At 69.1% G+C, this 15,486-nt stretch carries 14 protein-coding genes and 1 pseudogene; 7 read left to right on the top strand and 8 right to left on the bottom strand.

The features are described from left to right. The 6 genes and pseudogenes from C1I89_RS13180 to C1I89_RS13160 all read right to left on the bottom strand — a co-directional run. Positions 1–1,187 (bottom strand): 3-hydroxyacyl-CoA dehydrogenase (locus C1I89_RS13180; protein WP_102773526.1); only part of this gene is annotated, 1,187 nt, incomplete at its 3' end. A gap of 37 nt (positions 1,188–1,224) precedes the next feature. Continuing rightward, positions 1,225–1,929: a CaiB/BaiF CoA transferase family protein gene (locus tag C1I89_RS13175; protein ID WP_369008017.1), complete on the bottom strand. Its 705-nt coding sequence runs from the start codon at positions 1,927–1,929 to the stop codon at positions 1,225–1,227. Beyond that, positions 1,927–2,169 (bottom strand): annotated as a pseudogene (locus tag C1I89_RS35205) (3-hydroxyacyl-CoA dehydrogenase NAD-binding domain-containing protein); the annotation flags it as partial. The gene C1I89_RS13175 and the pseudogene C1I89_RS35205, both read right to left, overlap by 3 nt. Before the next feature lie 37 nt (positions 2,170–2,206). Further along, on the bottom strand, positions 2,207–3,436 hold the full coding sequence (locus C1I89_RS13170) for a CaiB/BaiF CoA transferase family protein (RefSeq protein ID WP_102773227.1): 1,230 nt from the start codon (positions 3,434–3,436) through the stop codon (positions 2,207–2,209). Positions 3,437–3,541: 105 nt separating this feature from the next. Then, positions 3,542–4,690, bottom strand: a complete 1,149-nt coding sequence (locus C1I89_RS13165; protein WP_102773226.1) for an acyl-CoA dehydrogenase family protein — start codon at positions 4,688–4,690, stop codon at positions 3,542–3,544. A gap of 28 nt (positions 4,691–4,718) precedes the next feature. After that, positions 4,719–5,342: a TetR/AcrR family transcriptional regulator gene (locus C1I89_RS13160; RefSeq protein ID WP_102773225.1), complete on the bottom strand. Its 624-nt coding sequence runs from the start codon at positions 5,340–5,342 to the stop codon at positions 4,719–4,721. Positions 5,343–5,519: 177 nt separating this feature from the next. Here C1I89_RS13160 and C1I89_RS13155 point away from each other — a divergent pair, with 177 nt between their 5' ends. Together C1I89_RS13155 and C1I89_RS13150 are read left to right on the top strand one after the other, a co-directional pair. Then, positions 5,520–6,491, top strand: a complete 972-nt coding sequence (locus tag C1I89_RS13155) for an NAD(P)H-dependent flavin oxidoreductase (RefSeq protein ID WP_102773224.1) — start codon at positions 5,520–5,522, stop codon at positions 6,489–6,491. Beyond that, complete coding sequence (locus C1I89_RS13150; RefSeq protein WP_102773223.1) at positions 6,488–7,228, top strand: enoyl-CoA hydratase-related protein; 741 nt, start codon at positions 6,488–6,490, stop codon at positions 7,226–7,228. Before C1I89_RS13155 ends, C1I89_RS13150 begins: the two co-directional genes overlap by 4 nt. Positions 7,229–7,412: 184 nt before the next feature. Here C1I89_RS13150 and C1I89_RS13145 read toward each other — a convergent pair whose 3' ends face one another. Beyond that, positions 7,413–8,246, bottom strand: coding sequence for an enoyl-CoA hydratase/isomerase family protein (locus C1I89_RS13145; RefSeq protein ID WP_102773222.1), 834 nt, complete (start codon positions 8,244–8,246; stop codon positions 7,413–7,415). A 101-nt stretch (positions 8,247–8,347) separates the two neighbouring features. On the opposite strand from C1I89_RS13145, the gene C1I89_RS13140 reads away from it, so the two are divergent. The 3 genes from C1I89_RS13140 (at position 8,348) to C1I89_RS13130 (ending at position 11,543) form a co-directional block, all read left to right on the top strand. Further along, the gene (locus C1I89_RS13140) at positions 8,348–9,211 is read left to right on the top strand and encodes an NAD(P)H-hydrate dehydratase (RefSeq protein ID WP_102773221.1); all 864 of its coding nucleotides are present in this window, start codon (positions 8,348–8,350) and stop codon (positions 9,209–9,211) included. Between the two features lie 150 nt (positions 9,212–9,361). Further along, entirely contained in the window at positions 9,362–9,595 is a 234-nt protein-coding gene (locus C1I89_RS13135) for a hypothetical protein (RefSeq protein WP_102773220.1), read from the top strand. Positions 9,596–9,962: 367 nt separating this feature from the next. Further along, positions 9,963–11,543 (top strand): ABC transporter substrate-binding protein, encoded by a 1,581-nt coding sequence (locus C1I89_RS13130; protein ID WP_102773219.1) that lies wholly within the window; start codon positions 9,963–9,965, stop codon positions 11,541–11,543. 54 nt (positions 11,544–11,597) lie between these two features. Here the strand turns inward: C1I89_RS13130 and C1I89_RS13125 are convergent, their stop codons facing one another. After that, on the bottom strand, positions 11,598–12,509 hold the full coding sequence (locus tag C1I89_RS13125) for a LysR family transcriptional regulator (RefSeq protein ID WP_102773218.1): 912 nt from the start codon (positions 12,507–12,509) through the stop codon (positions 11,598–11,600). Positions 12,510–12,786: 277 nt separating this feature from the next. Here C1I89_RS13125 and C1I89_RS13120 point away from each other — a divergent pair, with 277 nt between their 5' ends. Together C1I89_RS13120 and C1I89_RS13115 are read left to right on the top strand one after the other, a co-directional pair. Then, entirely contained in the window at positions 12,787–13,758 is a 972-nt protein-coding gene (locus C1I89_RS13120; RefSeq protein ID WP_102773217.1) for a succinylglutamate desuccinylase/aspartoacylase domain-containing protein, read from the top strand. Positions 13,759–13,816: 58 nt separating this feature from the next. Then, positions 13,817–15,445: an ABC transporter substrate-binding protein gene (locus tag C1I89_RS13115; RefSeq protein ID WP_102773216.1), complete on the top strand. Its 1,629-nt coding sequence runs from the start codon at positions 13,817–13,819 to the stop codon at positions 15,443–15,445. The last annotated feature ends 41 nt before the right edge of the window (positions 15,446–15,486 follow it).

Genomic DNA, 15,486 nt, shown 5'->3' with positions numbered 1-15,486 from the left:
GCGGCGTCGCGCCATTTTTCTTCGGTGGCCGGCGAGGCCATGATGGTGCGGCGCTTGGCGCTGTCGAAGGCGTATAGCGTGTCCAGGCCGACGGTGCGCGCGGGGTCCAGGCCCTGGGCCGAGACCGTGGTGGAGACGTCCTCGCCGAACGGCGTGACGACGATCAGCGCGTCGGCGTCGGGCGTGGAGCCGCTCAGCAGGCGGGCGTCCAGTTTTTCCAGCAGCGCGATGGCGCGCGCGTAGCCTTCGGGATGCTTGGGGCTGACCCAGACCTTGAGGTCGGCGGGCAGCGCCGGCACCGGCGGCTCGGCCGGCACCTGCTTCTGGCCGTCGGCGTAGACGTAGAAGCCCTCGCCGGCCTTGCGGCCGATCAGGCCGCCGGCCAGGCGCACGGTGGTGATGGGCGACGGGCGGAAACGCGGCTCGTCGAAGAACTGGCGGTAGATCGACTCCATGACGGGATGCGACACGTCCAGCGCCGTCAGGTCCAGCAGCTCGAACGGGCCCATGCGGAAACCGGCCTGTTCGCGCATCACGGCGTCGACCTGGGCGAAGGACGCCACCGCCTCCTGCGCCACGCGCAGGCCTTCGGTGTTCATGCCGCGCCCGGCGTGGTTGACGATGAAGCCGGGCATGTCCTTGGCGCGCACCGGCGTGTGGCCCATGCGGCGCGCCAGCTCGGCCAGCGTGTCGCCGACTTCGGGCGCGCTGCGCAGGCCGTCGATGACTTCGACCACCTTCATCAGCGCCACCGGGTTGAAGAAGTGGTAGCCGGCCACGCGCCGCGGATGCTTGCAGGCGGCCGCGATGGCGGTGATGGACAGCGACGAGGTGTTCGAGGCCAGGATGCAGTCTTCGGAAACCACGCCTTCGAGCGCGGCGAACAGGTCGCGCTTGACGTCCAGGCGCTCGACGATGGCTTCCACCACCACCTGGCAGCTGGACATGTCGGTCAGGGCGGTGGCCGATTCCACGCGCGCCAGCGCGGCCTGCGCGTCGGCGGCGCTCAGCTTGCCCTTCTGGGCCAGTTTTTCCCAGGTCTGGCGCAGCGACTCGCGCGCGTTGGCCACGGCCTCGGCGCTGGTGTCGTACAGGCGCACGCGCAGGCCGGCCTGCGCCGCGATCTGCGCGATGCCGCGCCCCATGGCCCCGGCGCCCACGACGCCGATGGTTTGAATCTCCGTCATCAACTCTCTCCTGCCTGTGGTCTATATGGAATTGGGTTCAGGGCCGGCTCTGCGCCAGCGCCTCGATTTCTTCGGCCGACAGCCCCAGCCGCTCGGACAGCACCTGCGCGGTGTGCTCGCCCAGCATGGGCGGCGGGCGGCGGTATTCGACCGGGCTGCCGGAGAACTTCAGCGGGCTGGCCGCCATCGGCACCTTGCCGGCGGCCGGATGGGGCAGTTCGCGCTTCATGCCGCGCGCCAGCACGTGGGGATCTTCGTAGACCTGGTCCAGCGTGTTGATCGGGCCGGCCGGCACACCCACGCTTTCCAGGGCCGCGAGCCAGTGGTCGCGTTCGCCGGTGGCCATGCGCTCGGCCAGAAGCGGCACCAGCTCCTCGCGGTTCTTCACGCGCTGCGGATTGGTGGAGAAGCGCGGGTCGGCCGACAGTTCGGGCAGGCCGATCACGCCGCAGTAGTTGCGGAACTGGCTGTCGTTGCCCACCGCCACGATGAGGTGGCCGTCGCTGGCCGCGAACACCTGGTACGGCACCAGGTTCTGGTGCGCGTTGCCGGCGCGCCGGGGCGCGACGCCCGAGGTCATGTAGTTGAGGTTCTGGTTGGCCAGCATCGCCACCTGGCAGTCCAGCAGCGCCATGTCGATGTGCTGGCCCAGGCCGCTGCGCGCGCGTTCGTGCAGCGCGGCCAGGATGCCCACGGTGGAATACATGCCGGTCATCAGGTCGGCCACNTGGCAGCTGGACATGTCGGTCAGGGCGGTGGCCGATTCCACGCGCGCCAGCGCGGCCTGCGCGTCGGCGGCGCTCAGCTTGCCCTTCTGGGCCAGTTTTTCCCAGGTCTGGCGCAGCGACTCGCGCGCGTTGGCCACGGCCTCGGCGCTGGTGTCGTACAGGCGCACGCGCAGGCCGGCCTGCGCCGCGATCTGCGCGATGCCGCGCCCCATGGCCCCGGCGCCCACGACGCCGATGGTTTGAATCTCCGTCATCAACTCTCTCCTGCCTGTGGTCTATATGGAATTGGGTTCAGGGCCGGCTCTGCGCCAGCGCCTCGATTTCTTCGGCCGACAGCCCCAGCCGCTCGGACAGCACCTGCGCGGTGTGCTCGCCCAGCATGGGCGGCGGGCGGCGGTATTCGACCGGGCTGCCGGAGAACTTCAGCGGGCTGGCCGCCATCGGCACCTTGCCGGCGGCCGGATGGGGCAGTTCGCGCTTCATGCCGCGCGCCAGCACGTGGGGATCTTCGTAGACCTGGTCCAGCGTGTTGATCGGGCCGGCCGGCACACCCACGCTTTCCAGGGCCGCGAGCCAGTGGTCGCGTTCGCCGGTGGCCATGCGCTCGGCCAGAAGCGGCACCAGCTCCTCGCGGTTCTTCACGCGCTGCGGATTGGTGGAGAAGCGCGGGTCGGCCGACAGTTCGGGCAGGCCGATCACGCCGCAGTAGTTGCGGAACTGGCTGTCGTTGCCCACCGCCACGATGAGGTGGCCGTCGCTGGCCGCGAACACCTGGTACGGCACCAGGTTCTGGTGCGCGTTGCCGGCGCGCCGGGGCGCGACGCCCGAGGTCATGTAGTTGAGGTTCTGGTTGGCCAGCATCGCCACCTGGCAGTCCAGCAGCGCCATGTCGATGTGCTGGCCCAGGCCGCTGCGCGCGCGTTCGTGCAGCGCGGCCAGGATGCCCACGGTGGAATACATGCCGGTCATCAGGTCGGCCACGGCCACGCCGGCCTTCTGCGGACCGCCCCCGGGCAGGTCGTCGCGCTCGCCGGTGATGCTCATCAGGCCGCCCATGCCCTGGATCATGAAGTCGTAGCCGGGACGGCTGGCGTACGGGCCGTTCTGGCCGAAGCCGGTGATGGAGCAGTAGATCAGGCGAGGATTGATTTCCTTGAGGCTGGCGTAGTCCAGGCCGTACTTGGAAAGGCCGCCGACCTTGAAGTTTTCCACCAGGATGTCGCACTGCTGCGCCAGTTCGCGCACCAGTTCGGCGCCGCGCGGCGAGGCGATGTCCAGCGCCACCGACAGCTTGTTGCGGTTGGCCGACAGGTAGTAGGCCGCCTCGCTGGTGTCGTTGCCGGCCTCGTCCTTCAGGTAGGGAGGCCCCCAGGCGCGCGTATCGTCGCCCGAGCCGGGCCGTTCGATCTTGATCACCTCGGCGCCGAGGTCGGCGAGATTCTGGGTGCACCAGGGGCCGGCCAGGACGCGCGTCAGGTCGAGCACACGTATGCCGGTAAGGGGAGCGGGACGTTGCGACATCGGTAATCTTTTCGCTAGAAGAGAATGAGGACGCCCGGCTCGCGGCGGCGCGCGAGCCGGGCCGGATCGACGTAGGTCAAGCTGGATATTAGCCCGGACGCAGGCTCAGGAATGCGCCTTGATCGTTTCCCGGGCGATGACCAGCTGCTGGATCTGCGAGGTGCCCTCGAAGATGCGGAACAGCCGCACGTCGCGGTAGAAGCGCTCCACCGCGTATTCGGACATGTAGCCGGAGCCGCCGTGGATCTGCACCGCGCGGTCGGCCACGCGCCCCACCATCTCGGTGGCGTACAGCTTGCAGCAGGCGGCCTGCATGGTGGTGTTCTCGCCGCGGTCGCGCATGCGGGCGGCGTCCAGCACCATGCAGCGGGCGGCATACAGCTCGGCCTGGCTGTCGGCGATCATGGCCTGGATCAGCTGGAATTCGGCGATGGGCTGGCCGAACTGCTTGCGTTCCAGCGCGTACTTGACGGCGTCGCGCAGCAGCCGCTCGGCGATGCCCACGCACAGCGCCGAGATGTGCAGGCGGCCCTTGTCCAGCACCCGCATCGAGGTGCGAAAGCCGTTGCCTTCCTCGCCGCCCAGCAGCGCGCTGGCCGGCACGCGGCAGTTGTCGAACACCACGTCGCTGGTCAGCGCGCCGGCCTGGCCCATTTTCTTGTCGGGCTTGCCGATCGACAGGCCCGGCGCCCCGGCCTCGACCAGGAAGCACGAGATCGAGCCGGCGCGGCGCTCGGGCGCGGTGCGCGCCATGACCGAGAACAGGCCGGCGATGGGCGCGTTGGTGATGAAGCGCTTGGTGCCGTTGAGCACGTACTCGTCGCCGTCGCGCACCGCCGACAGGCGCAGCGCCATCGCGTCGGAGCCCGCGTCCGGCTCGGTCAGCGCGAACGAGCCGATCAGTTCGCCGCTGGCCAGCCGCGGCAGGTAGCGCTGGCGCTGTTCATCCGTGCCGGCCAGCACAATGGCCTGCGAGCCGATGCCGATATTGGTGCCGGCCAGCGAGCGGAACGCGGGCGAGGTCTCGCCCAGTTCGAAAACCACGCGCACTTCCTCTTCCATGGTCAGGCCCAGGCCGCCGTAATCCGGCGAGATGGACAGGCCGAACAGGCCCAGGTCGCGCATTTCCGCGACGATGTCGGGCGGCACCTGGCCGCTGGCGGCCAGTTCTTCTTCGGCGGGGATCAGGCGTTCGTGCACGAAGCGGCGCACCGCGTCGAGCAGCAGGTTCAGGGTTTCGGTGTCGAGGGCCATGATGGAAGTCTCAAAGGTGTGGCGGGGCTCAGGCGCGCATGCCGCCGATCAGTAAATCGAAATAGCCGGCGGCGATGCCTTCCGCCGTTTCGCCCTGGCCGGGCTTGTACCAGCGCACCATCCAGTTCAGCATCGACAGCACCGCGCGGCCGGCGGCGGGCACGTCCAGCGGCCGGAACGCGCCTTCGGCCACGCCCTGGGCGATGACCTCGCGCAGGCGCTGCTCGTAGCCGTCGCGCAGGCGCGCGGCGTCCTCGCGCTCGGCCAGCGCCATGCCGGAATAGCCGATCAGCATGGTGACGAATTCGGGCTGGTGCTGTTCGAAATAGCGCGCATGGGCCAGCATGAAGGCGCGCAGCCGCTCGCCGGCGCCGTCGGCGCGGGCCAGCGCCTGGCCGACGGCCTGCGTCAGCCCGCTCAGTGCGGCCAGGATGATGGCGTCGTAGATGTCCTGCTTGGTGGTGTAGTAGTGATAGATCGCCGCCTTGGACACGCCCAGCGCGGCGGCCAGGTCGGACACGGAGCTGCCGTCATAGCCGCTGCGGGCGAAGAGCTTGGCGGCTTCTTCCAGGATGCGTTCGCGCGGCGCCGCCAGGGACGGCGGACGGCCGGCGCGGGCGCGTTTCTGGGCGGGAGGGGCGGAGGTCGCCATGGCAGCCTTTTCAGGGCCGCGCCGGCGCTGGCGGAAGCCCGGACCGGGCTCCATTGACAGCGCTTCGGCGCATGCCGTTTAATAAAGATTAATTAATTACCGGACGGTCGGTAGATAATTATAGGCACACCCGCCTGCAATGCTCAAGCCCTCGGAATTCTTTTCGCGACGACGCTTATGCCCCACTCTCTCGTGACTGATTTGTATGGCCAGATGTCCCTGCCGGTGATCTGCGCCCCCATGTTCATCGTGTCCAATCCGAAGCTGGTGGTGGCGCAGTGCACCAGCGGCATCGTGGGCGCGTTTCCGGCGCTCAACGCGCGCCCGCAAAGCCTGCTGACCGACTGGCTGGACGAAGTCCAGGCCGGGCTGGCCTCGTACCGCGAAGCCAATCCGGACGCCAAGGTGGCGCCGTTCGCGGTCAACCAGATCATCCACCAGTCCAACGACCGGCTGGACCAGGACCTGGCGGTGTGCGCCAGCCACCGGGTGCCGCTCGTGATCACCAGCCTGCGCGCCCCCGGCGACCTGGTCAAGGGCATACACGACTGGGGCGGCAAGGTGTTCCACGACGTGACCACGCTGCGCCATGCCGAAAAAGCGCTGGAGGCCGGCGTGGACGGCCTCATCCTGGTGTGCGCGGGCGCGGGCGGCCATGCCGGCACGCTCAGCCCCTTCGCGCTGGTGTCGGAAGTGCGCCGCTTCTACGACGGCCCGCTGATCCTGTCGGGCGCCATCACCTCGGGCGCGCACGTGCTGGCCGCGCAGGCCATGGGCGCGGACTTCGCCTACATGGGCACGCGCTTCATCGCCAGCGCAGAGGCCAACGCCAGCGACGGCTACAAATCCGCCATCGTCGAGGCCAGCGCCTCGGACATCCTCTACACGCCGTTCTTCACCGGCATCCCGGGCAACTACCTGAAGGCCAGCATCGCCGCCGCCGGCCTGGACCCGGCCAACCTGCCGGCGCCGGAAAGCGGCGCCTCCAACTTCGGCAGCACCCGGGTCAAGCCCTGGAAGGACATCTGGGGCGCCGGCCAGGGCGTGGGCGGCATCGCCAGCGTGCTGCCCACGCGCGAGATCGTCGACACGCTGCGCCGCGAGTACGCCGAGGCCAAGACGCGCCTGGCGGGCGGGGATTTCGCATGAGCGCGGGACTCAACGTGGCGCGCGACGGCGCCGTCCTTACGCTGACCATAGACCGTCCCGACCGCCGCAACGCGCTCGACGTCGCCACCTACGCGGCACTCAGCGAGCAGCTGACGCTGGCGGGCGGCGACCAGACGCTGGCCGCCGTGATCCTGACCGGCGCGGGGGGCAACTTCACGGCCGGCAACGACCTGCGCGACTTCCAGGTCGAACGCGGCGCCGGCGACAGCGCCGGCATGACCTTCCTGCGGGCCCTGATCGGGACCGACGTGCCGGTCATCGCCGCGGTCGAGGGCCATGCCGTCGGCATCGGCGTGACGCTGCTGCAGCATTGCGATTTCGTCTACGTCGGCGAAGGCGCCAGCCTGCGCATGCCGTTCGTGGCGCTGGGCCTGTGCCCGGAAGGCGCCTCCAGCCTGCTGCTGCCGCGGCTGGCGGGCGCGCGCCGCGCCGCCGAATGGCTGCTACAGGGCAAGGCGTTCTCGGCGCAGGACGCCGCCCAGGCCGGCCTGGCCACCGCGGTCACCCCGTCCGGACAGGCGCTGGCGGCCGCCCAGGCCGCCGCCGCCGACCTGGCGCGCCAGCCCCCGGCCGCCCTGCGCCTGACCAAGGCCATGCTGCGCCGCCCGGACCGCCAGGCCATCGAGGAAACGCTGGATTACGAAGCCCAGCAGTTCCGCGTGCGCCTGCAATCCGAAGAAGCGCAGGCCGCGTTCGCGCGGTTTTTCAAGAAATAGGGGTTGGGGGTGGCCGATGGGTTTCGCGCGCTCGGCAGTCGTGTTCTTGTGATGAGGGCGGCGCGCTATACCCATCCTACGGGCGGATCGCGACGTAGGATGGGTGCAGCGCGAGACCGTCTACGCAAACAACCAAGCGCCGAACGCGCGAAACCCATCGGCCGGCGCCAGCCGGCATCCCCCCTCAGAACGGCGAATCCGGCCGGAAGTTCGGCGCCCGGCGTTCGCGCAGGGACTGGATGCCTTCGCGCACGTCCGGGCCGCCGAAGCCCATGAACTCCAGGGCCAGCGAGGTATCGAAGCTGGGGCCGGCCATGCGCAGCCAGTTGTTCAGCGAGTACTTGGTCCAGCGGATGGCGGTCTGGGAGCCGGCCGCCAGCCGGTTGGCGATCTCGAAGGCGCGGCCGATGAGTTCGGCCTCGTCCACGCACAGCGACACCAGGCCGATGCGCTCGGCCTCTTCGCCGGTGACGGTTTCGCACAGCATCAGGTAGTACTTGGCGCGCGCCATGCCGCACAGCAGCGGCCAGACGATGGCGGCGTGGTCGCCGGCCGTCACGCCCAGGCGGGTATGCCCGTCGATGATGCGCGCGTCGCGCGCGGCGATGGAAATATCGGCCAGCAGCCCCGCCACCAGGCCCGCGCCCACCGCTGCGCCGTGCATGGCGGACACGATGGGCTTGTTGCAGTTGATGATGTTGTAGACCAGGTCGCGCGCCTCGCGCCAGACGCGGGCGCGCACGTCGAAGTCGTCGGCCATCTGCTGCACCAGGTCCAGGTCGCCGCCGCCCGAGAAGCCCTTGCCTTCGCCGCGGATCACCACCACGCGGGTGTCCGGATCGGCGTCGATGTCGCGCCAGATGTCGGCCAGTTCGCGGTGCATGCGGTCGTCGGCCGTGGACAGCTTGCCCGGCACGCCGCCGCGCGAGCCCATGATGAGTTCCAGCACGCCGCCCGGGTGGCGACGCAGCTTCAGGGCCTCGTAGGCCGCATAGTGTTCGAGGGTGATGTCGGTCATTGTCTGCTCCATGTCGTTATTCCCGGGCGCCGGGCCGTTGCGGCGCACTATAGTGGATACCGGCATCTACCTTAAGCCGAATCCGTCCGGAGCCCCAGCCCATGAACACTTCCGCCCCGCCGTCCGGCGGCATGATCGACCCGGCCGCCCTGCCCGCCCTGTTCGCCCCACGCGGCCCGGACACGCACAAAGGCAGTTTCGGCACCGTCGGCGTGGTGGGCGGCGGGCCGGGCATGACCGGCGCGGCGCTGCTGGCCGCGCGCGCCGCGCTGAAAACCGGCGCCGGCAAGGTGCTGGTCGGCTTCGCCCAGGAGGCCGCACCGCTGGCCTGCGACCCGCTGCAGCCCGAGCTGATGCTGCGCGACGCCCGCTCGCTGCTGGAAGCGGACCTGGGCGTCACCGCCTGGGTGGCCGGCTGCGGCATCGGCACCGGCCTGCTGGCCGCCAATATCCTGTCCGAACTGTTCGTATTGCGGCGCGAGGCGCCGCTGGTGCTGGACGCCGACGCCCTGAACCTGCTGGCGCGCGGCGAGATCCAGCCCGGCTGGGGCGCCGGCCCGGTGGTGCTCACCCCCCATCCGGCCGAGGCGGCGCGCCTGCTGGGCGCCGGCACCGCCGACGTCCAGGCGGACCGGCCGGGCGCGGCCCGCGAGCTGGCCCGGCGCTACGGCGCGTGGATCGTGCTCAAGGGCGCGGGCACCGTGGTGTGCTCGCCGCAAGGCGCGCTGCGGACCAACCCCAGCGGCAATCCGGGGCTGGCCACCGCCGGCACCGGCGACGTGCTGGCCGGGATGCTGGGCGCGCTGCTCGCGCAGCAGTTGCCGCTGGAGCAGGCCGTGGCCGGCGCCGTCTGGCTGCACGGCGCGGCGGCCGACGCCCTGGTGGCCGCGGGCATCGGGCCCATCGGCCTGACGGCGGGGGAGCTGGCCGACGCCGCCCGCCGCCTGCGCAACGGCGGCCGATAAGGCGCTTTCCCAGGGGAAATGTCCCGTAAGTGCCTGCCGCATAAACATTTTTACAACATACTAGGGGTTTACCCTAAAAGACTCGTTGCTTTTATCCTAGGGTTATCCCTATAATGGTTTACCCCATGACGAAACGGACTGGAGAAAGCCATGAGCGAACTGACCCTGAACCACACTGCCCGCCTGACCGACGCGCTGGAGCGTGACCTGCTCCGCGGCGCTCTCGAAAACCAACCGAATGCCCATCCGCTGACCAGCCTGAAGAAGGCCGGCAAAGCCGTGATCGGAGCCGTTGCCGCCGTGCTGTCCTTCATCGACGAAGTGAACGATTCGATGAACAAGGCCCGCGCCGCCAGCTCGCGTTTCTCCGGCTCGCAGTGGTAAGCCCTGCCGCGCCGGCCTGAATCGCGATCGATCTCCCGCGATCAGTCTGGCGCGCCCCGCCTGCCGGGACATCGGCAGGCGGCCTTCGGCGCCGCGACCCTCACCGCAGCGCCTTCGCGCCGCGCCGGCCCTGTATTCCGGGGCCCCCGCGACGCCCTCTCTCCCCTTCCTCTCGGCGTTTTCCCTAGCGCCGCAATCGCCGTTGCAGATTGACAGCGCGCGAAGCCCCTACCGATAATCGGCCCCTTGCCGTCGTGCCTGGCGCCAAAACTCCCTGAGCTCCCCAGCGGGCGGCCCGCCTGCGCGGCCGGCGCAGGCGGTTACGCGCAAGCACGATCCGGTTCGTTCCCCATCCGGAGTTGTCACCATGAAGTTGCGCACCACGCTGGCCCTTGCGGCCGCCGCCATTCCCTTGGCCGCCGCCCAGGCCCAGACGCTGAAGATCGGCCTGTCGGCCGAACCCACCTCGGCGGACCCCCACTATCACAAGATGACGCAGAACGATGCGTTCTCGGCGCACGTCTACAGTTCGCTGGTGGGCCGCAGCGCCGACATGAAGCTGGTGCCGGCGCTGGCCACCTCGTGGAAGACCCTGGACGACAATACCTGGGAATTCAAGCTGCGCGACGACGTCAAGTTCTCCAACGGCAAGCCGTTCACGTCCGAGGACGTGCTGTTCACCATCTGCCGCACGCTGAACAACGAAACCAACGTGTCGCAGTCCTACATGGACATGACCAAGCGCATCACCGACGTGCAGACGCCGGACGCGCACACCGTGATCATCAAGACCGGCGAGCCGTTCCCGCTGATGCCGGCCGAACTGGCCCGCTCGCTGCCCATCATCTGGAACGGCATCGTCGAGCACGGCAAGCTGACGTTCGATCCCAAGAAGGGTTGCGGCGTCACCGGCGCCTGGCCCACGGTGGCCGACTTCAACAACGGCAAGGACGCCATCGGCACCGGCCCGTATACCCTGAAGTCCTACGTCAAGGGCACCGGCATCGAGCTGGTGCGCAACGAGAACTACTGGGGTCCCAAGCCCTACTGGAAGGAAGTGAAGTTCGTGCCGGTGCCCTCGGCCGGCCCGCGCCTGACCGGCCTGCTGTCGGGCGACTTCGACATGATCGAAAACCCGGCCGCGCGCGATCTGCCGCGCCTGAAGGACAATCCGAAGTTCGGCTTCGTGGCCACGCCGTCGACCCGCCTGGTGTTCTTCCAGCCGGACGTCGCCCGCAACCCCAGCCCCTTCGTCAAGAGCGCCGACGGCAAGAACCCGCTGCAGGANNACCGCAAGGCCATCACCGCCCGCATCATGGACGGCATGGCCACCCCGGCCTACCAGTACATGCCCGACGGCATGTTCGGCGCCCTGCCCAAGGCCCCGGAAATCAAGTACGACCCCGAGGGCGCGAAGAAGCTGCTGGCCGAGGCCGGCTACCCCAACGGCTTCGAGCTGACCCTGTCCTCGACCAACGACCGCTACGTCAACGACGGCCAGGTGGCGCAGGCCGTGGCCCAGTACCTGGCCCGCGTCGGCATCAAGACCAACGTGGACGCCATGACGGCTTCCATCTATTTCCCCAAGCGCGCCAAGCGCGAGTTCAGCTTCTCGATGGGCGGCTGGCCGGCGGAAACGGGTGAGGCCTCGGCGCTGTTCCAGCTGTGGGTGGCCTCGCTGGATTCGCCCAAGAGCCTGGGCACCAGCAACTACGGCGGCTTCAGCAACGCCGAGTTCGACAAGGTCTACAAGCAGGCCATCGTGACGGTGGACGCGCCCAAGCGCGAGCAGCTGCTGCAGCAGTCCACCCAGATCGCGCTGGACAACGTGCCGCTGATCCCGCTGCACTTCGAAAGCAGCATCTGGGCCTTCCGCAAGGGCATCACCTACGAAGGCCGCCGCGACCAATACACGCTGGCCACCTCGGTCACGCCCGACAAGAAGTAATCGGGTCCGTCCGAACCTGAAAACGGCTGCCCGCGGGCAGCCGTTTTTTATTGGCTAGGCCGCGCTGCCTTGCAGCGCGCGGTCCAGTTCCTGCGACAGCAGCGCCACGAAGGCCTCGGCCGCCGGCGGCAGCACCCGGCCCGGCATGACCTGGATCTGCAGGGTGCGCGACTGCAGTTCGGCGTTGGAGATCGGCACGGCGATCAATTCGTCGCGCCGCAGGCTCCAGGCCACCGAGATATAGCCGCTGAGCATGATGGCGTCGGAGCCGAACACGAAGCCGTGCAGCGGCGAAGAATCATTGCAGGTCAGCGCCGGCTCCAGCTGCACCGACTCCAGCGCGCAGCCCATTTCGAACAGCTGGCGGGTGGTGGTGCCCGGCCCGGTCAGCGCCAGCGGGTATTTGCTGAGGTCCTGCAGGCTGACGCTGGCGCGGCCGGCCAGGGGATGGTCGGCCGCCATGACCGCGTGCACCGGCGCGCGCCGCGAGTAGCGCGCGCTGACCCCGCCGATGCGCTCGGCGATGAAGGCCATGCCCAGCTCGGCGCTGCCTTCGACCACCCGGCGGCTGACCTCGGCGGGCGAGCCCACGTGCAGGTCGAAGCGGATGTCCGGCCAGTCGCGGCGAAACCGCGCCATCACCGAGGGCAGGAAAATGCGCGCCACGCCCTCGACCGAGGCCACGCGGATCTCGTTGCGCGCCACGCCCTTGAGCGCGGCGATCTCCTGCAGCACCGAATCGGCTTCCAGCATGGTGCGCCGCGCGTGCGCCAGCAGCAGTCGCCCCGCCTCGCTCAGCACCATGCCGCGGGCCGCGCGCTCGAACAGCGGCGCCCCCGCCTCCTCCTCCAGCTTGGCGATCTGCCGGCTGATGGCCGACACCGCCACGTGCAGGCGCTCGGAAGCGCCGCTCAGGCTGCCCGCCCGGGCGACCTCCAGAAAGTACTTCAAGGCGATGCCGTGCACGTCCGACCTCCAGGCCCACGGGGCATGGTTGAGCGAGCTTTGCCTTTTCCGCAAAGCTCACGATAAATTTTCTAATTGTAGAGAAAGCAGCCAAGCTCCTAGAATTCGGCCAATACTCGAAGGCGGCGCGCCCATGACGCGCCCCATATATAAGGGAAAACCCGTGTTTGCAGCCATTCCAGCGCACCTGACCGTGCGCCGCGCGGCCATTTCCGGCGCCTAGCCGTCAACGTCCGCGCCATCGCCTATACAATCCCGTCGCTTCATCGGAGTCCCCATGCCTACGCCCGCCGCCGCGTCTGTTCCGCGCCCATTTCTACTTGCCTGTCCGGACCTGTCCGCAGAGCGGTCGGGCAACACGGACACGCCGGGCGTCTGGCATTTCGATTCGGGCGCGCCGGGCCGGCGCGTGATGCTCAGCGCGCTGATCCACGGCAACGAACTGTGCGGCGCCTGGGCGCTGAAAGAGGCGCTGGCCGCCGGCCTGCGGCCGCGCCGCGGCTCGCTGACGCTGGCGTTCTGCAACCTGGCGGCCTTCGACCGCTTCGATCCCGCCAACTATGCCCCCGCCCGCTTCGTCGACGAAGACATGAACCGGGTCTGGAGCGGCGACAAGCTCGACACGCCCAGCAGCCAGGAACGGCGCCGCGCCGCCGAACTGCGGCCCTGGGTGGAGCGGGCCGACTGGCTGCTGGACTTCCACTCGATGAGCAATTCCGACGTGCCGCTGCAGCTGACCGGCATGCAGCAGCGCAATATCGACCTGGCGCTGGAACTGGGCAATCCCGGCACCATCATCGCCGACGCCGGCCACGCCGCCGGCGTGCGCATGCGCGACTACGGCCGCTTCGGTGCGGCTGGCGAGAACGGCACCCGCTCGCTGCTGATCGAATGCGGCTTTCACGGCGCGCCCGAGGCGCGCGACGTGGCCGTCGACCAGATGGCGCGCTTCCTGGCGGCGGCCGGCGCCGTGGACCGCGGCGACCTGCCCGCCTCCTGGTTCGCCCCTGACGCGCCGGCGCAGCGCGCGCTGCGCGTCACCCACGCCATCGCCGCCAAGAGCGCGGATTTCCGCTTCGCCCAGCCCTGGAAGGGCCTGGAGACGCTGGCCAAGGCCGGCACGCTGATCGGCTGGTCCGAAGGCGAGCCGGTGGTCACGCCCTATGACGATTGCGTGCTGATCATGCCCTCGACCGCCAACCTGCGGCCCGGCGTGACCGTGGTGCGGCTGGCGCAGCCCATCGCCTGACGCGTCCGGCGCGCCGCGCCGCCACATAACATCCGAGACAGCAAAGGGGAAAAAAACCATGCCCGCCCAGACCTACTACCGCAGCCTCATCGCCGCCTGTACGCTGGCCGCCTGTGCGCCGGCGCTGGCCCAGGACGCCGGCGTCCTCAGGATCGGCCTTTCGTCCGAGCCGACCTCGATGGACCCGCACTATCACCAGGCCACGCCGAACGACGCGATGACCTCGCACATGTTCGAGACGCTGGTGGGGCAGGACGCCAAGATGAACCTGATCCCGCGCCTGGCCACGGCCTGGAAGCCGGTGGACGACACGACCTGGGAATTCACGCTGCGCGAGGGCGTCAAGTTCTCCAACGGCCAGCCGTTCACGGCGCAGGACGTGCTCTTCACCTTCTGCCGCGTGGTCAACAACGAGCAGTCCATCAGCAGCTCGTATCCGTCCATCGTGCAGAAGTTCGCCGACGTGCAGGTGCGCGACGGCAATACCCTGGTGATCAGGACGCGCCAGCCCTATCCGCTGCTGCCCAACGACCTGACCCGCATGGGCATGCTGTGGAACGGCATCGCCGAACACGGCCCCATCAGCTTCGACCTGAAGAACAAGTGCGGCGTCACCGGCGCCTGGCCCACCGTGGCCGACTTCAATACCGGCCGCTCGGTGATCGGCACCGGGCCGTACACCCTGAAAAGCTACGTCAAGGGCACCGGCATCGAGCTGACGCGCAACGACGCCTACTGGGGCGACAAGCCGGCATGGAAGGACGTGAAGCTGGTGCCGGTGCCGGCCGCCGGCCCGCGCCTGACCGGCCTGCTGGCGGGCGACTTCGACCTGATCGAAAACCCCGCCGCGCGCGACGTGAAGCGCATCTCCGAGACCCCGGGCTTCGGCCACGTCATCACCCCCTCGGTGCGCGTGGTGTACTTCCAGCCCGACGTGGGCCGCGATCCCAGTCCGCTGGTCAAGGCCGCCAACGGCAAGAATCCCCTGCAGGACGTGCGCGTGCGCCGCGCGATTTCGCTGGCCATCGACCGTAAGACCATCGCCGCCCGCATCATGGACGGCGCCGCCACGCCGGCCAACCAGTTCCTGCCCGACGGCATGTTCGGCACGCTGCCCAATCCGCCCGAGCTCAAGTACGACCCGGCCGCCGCCAGGAAGCTGCTGGCCGAGGCCGGCTACCCGGACGGCTTCGAGCTGACCGTCTCGTCCACCAACGACCGCTACATCAACGACGCGCAGGTCACGCAGGCGGTGGCGCAATACCTGTCGCGCGTGGGCATCAAGACCACCGTGGACACCATGACGCGCTCGGTCTACTTCCCCAAGCGCGCCAAGCGCGAGTTCAGCTTCGCCATGGGCGGCTGGTCGTCCGAAACCGGCGAAGCCTCGTCCTTCCTGCAGTACTGGGTCAGCAAGTACGACAAGGAACACGGCCTGGGCACCAGCAACTACGGCGGCTATGACAACCCCGAGTTCGACGGCGTGTTCAAGCGCGCCCTGGTCACCGTGGACCCGGCCGTGCGCGAAAAACTGCTGCAGCAGTCGCTGACCCTGGCGCTGGCCGACCTGCCCAGCATCCCCCTGCATTTCGAAAGCAGCATCTGGGCGTTCCGCAAGGGCCTGACCTACGAAGGCCGGGCCGACCAGTACACGCTGGCCATGTCGGCCAGGCCCGCCAACAAATAAGGTCTACACCCCCAACCCCGAGCCCACCAAGGAAATCATCA

The sequence above is a fragment of the Achromobacter pulmonis genome, assembly GCF_002885955.2.
Lineage (GTDB): Bacteria > Pseudomonadota > Gammaproteobacteria > Burkholderiales > Burkholderiaceae_B > Achromobacter > Achromobacter pulmonis_A.
This window is presented reverse-complemented; position numbering and strand designations above follow the sequence as displayed.

Bases quoted from the DNA above. Each gene is read 5' to 3' on its own strand.
- C1I89_RS13150 (WP_102773223.1), top strand. From the start codon at position 6,488: ATGAGCGCGGGACTCAACGTGGCGCGCGACGGCGCCGTCCTTACGCTG.
- C1I89_RS13160 (WP_102773225.1), bottom strand. From the start codon at position 5,342: ATGGCGACCTCCGCCCCTCCCGCCCAGAAACGCGCCCGCGCCGGCCGT.
- C1I89_RS13170 (WP_102773227.1), bottom strand. From the start codon at position 3,436: ATGTCGCAACGTCCCGCTCCCCTTACCGGCATACGTGTGCTCGACCTG.
- C1I89_RS13120 (WP_102773217.1), top strand. From the start codon at position 12,787: ATGCCTACGCCCGCCGCCGCGTCTGTTCCGCGCCCATTTCTACTTGCC.
- C1I89_RS13155 (WP_102773224.1), top strand. From the start codon at position 5,520: ATGCCCCACTCTCTCGTGACTGATTTGTATGGCCAGATGTCCCTGCCG.
- C1I89_RS13140 (WP_102773221.1), top strand. From the start codon at position 8,348: ATGAACACTTCCGCCCCGCCGTCCGGCGGCATGATCGACCCGGCCGCC.
- C1I89_RS13115 (WP_102773216.1), top strand. From the start codon at position 13,817: ATGCCCGCCCAGACCTACTACCGCAGCCTCATCGCCGCCTGTACGCTG.
- C1I89_RS13135 (WP_102773220.1), top strand. From the start codon at position 9,362: ATGAGCGAACTGACCCTGAACCACACTGCCCGCCTGACCGACGCGCTG.
- C1I89_RS13165 (WP_102773226.1), bottom strand. From the start codon at position 4,690: ATGGCCCTCGACACCGAAACCCTGAACCTGCTGCTCGACGCGGTGCGC.
- C1I89_RS13145 (WP_102773222.1), bottom strand. From the start codon at position 8,246: ATGACCGACATCACCCTCGAACACTATGCGGCCTACGAGGCCCTGAAG.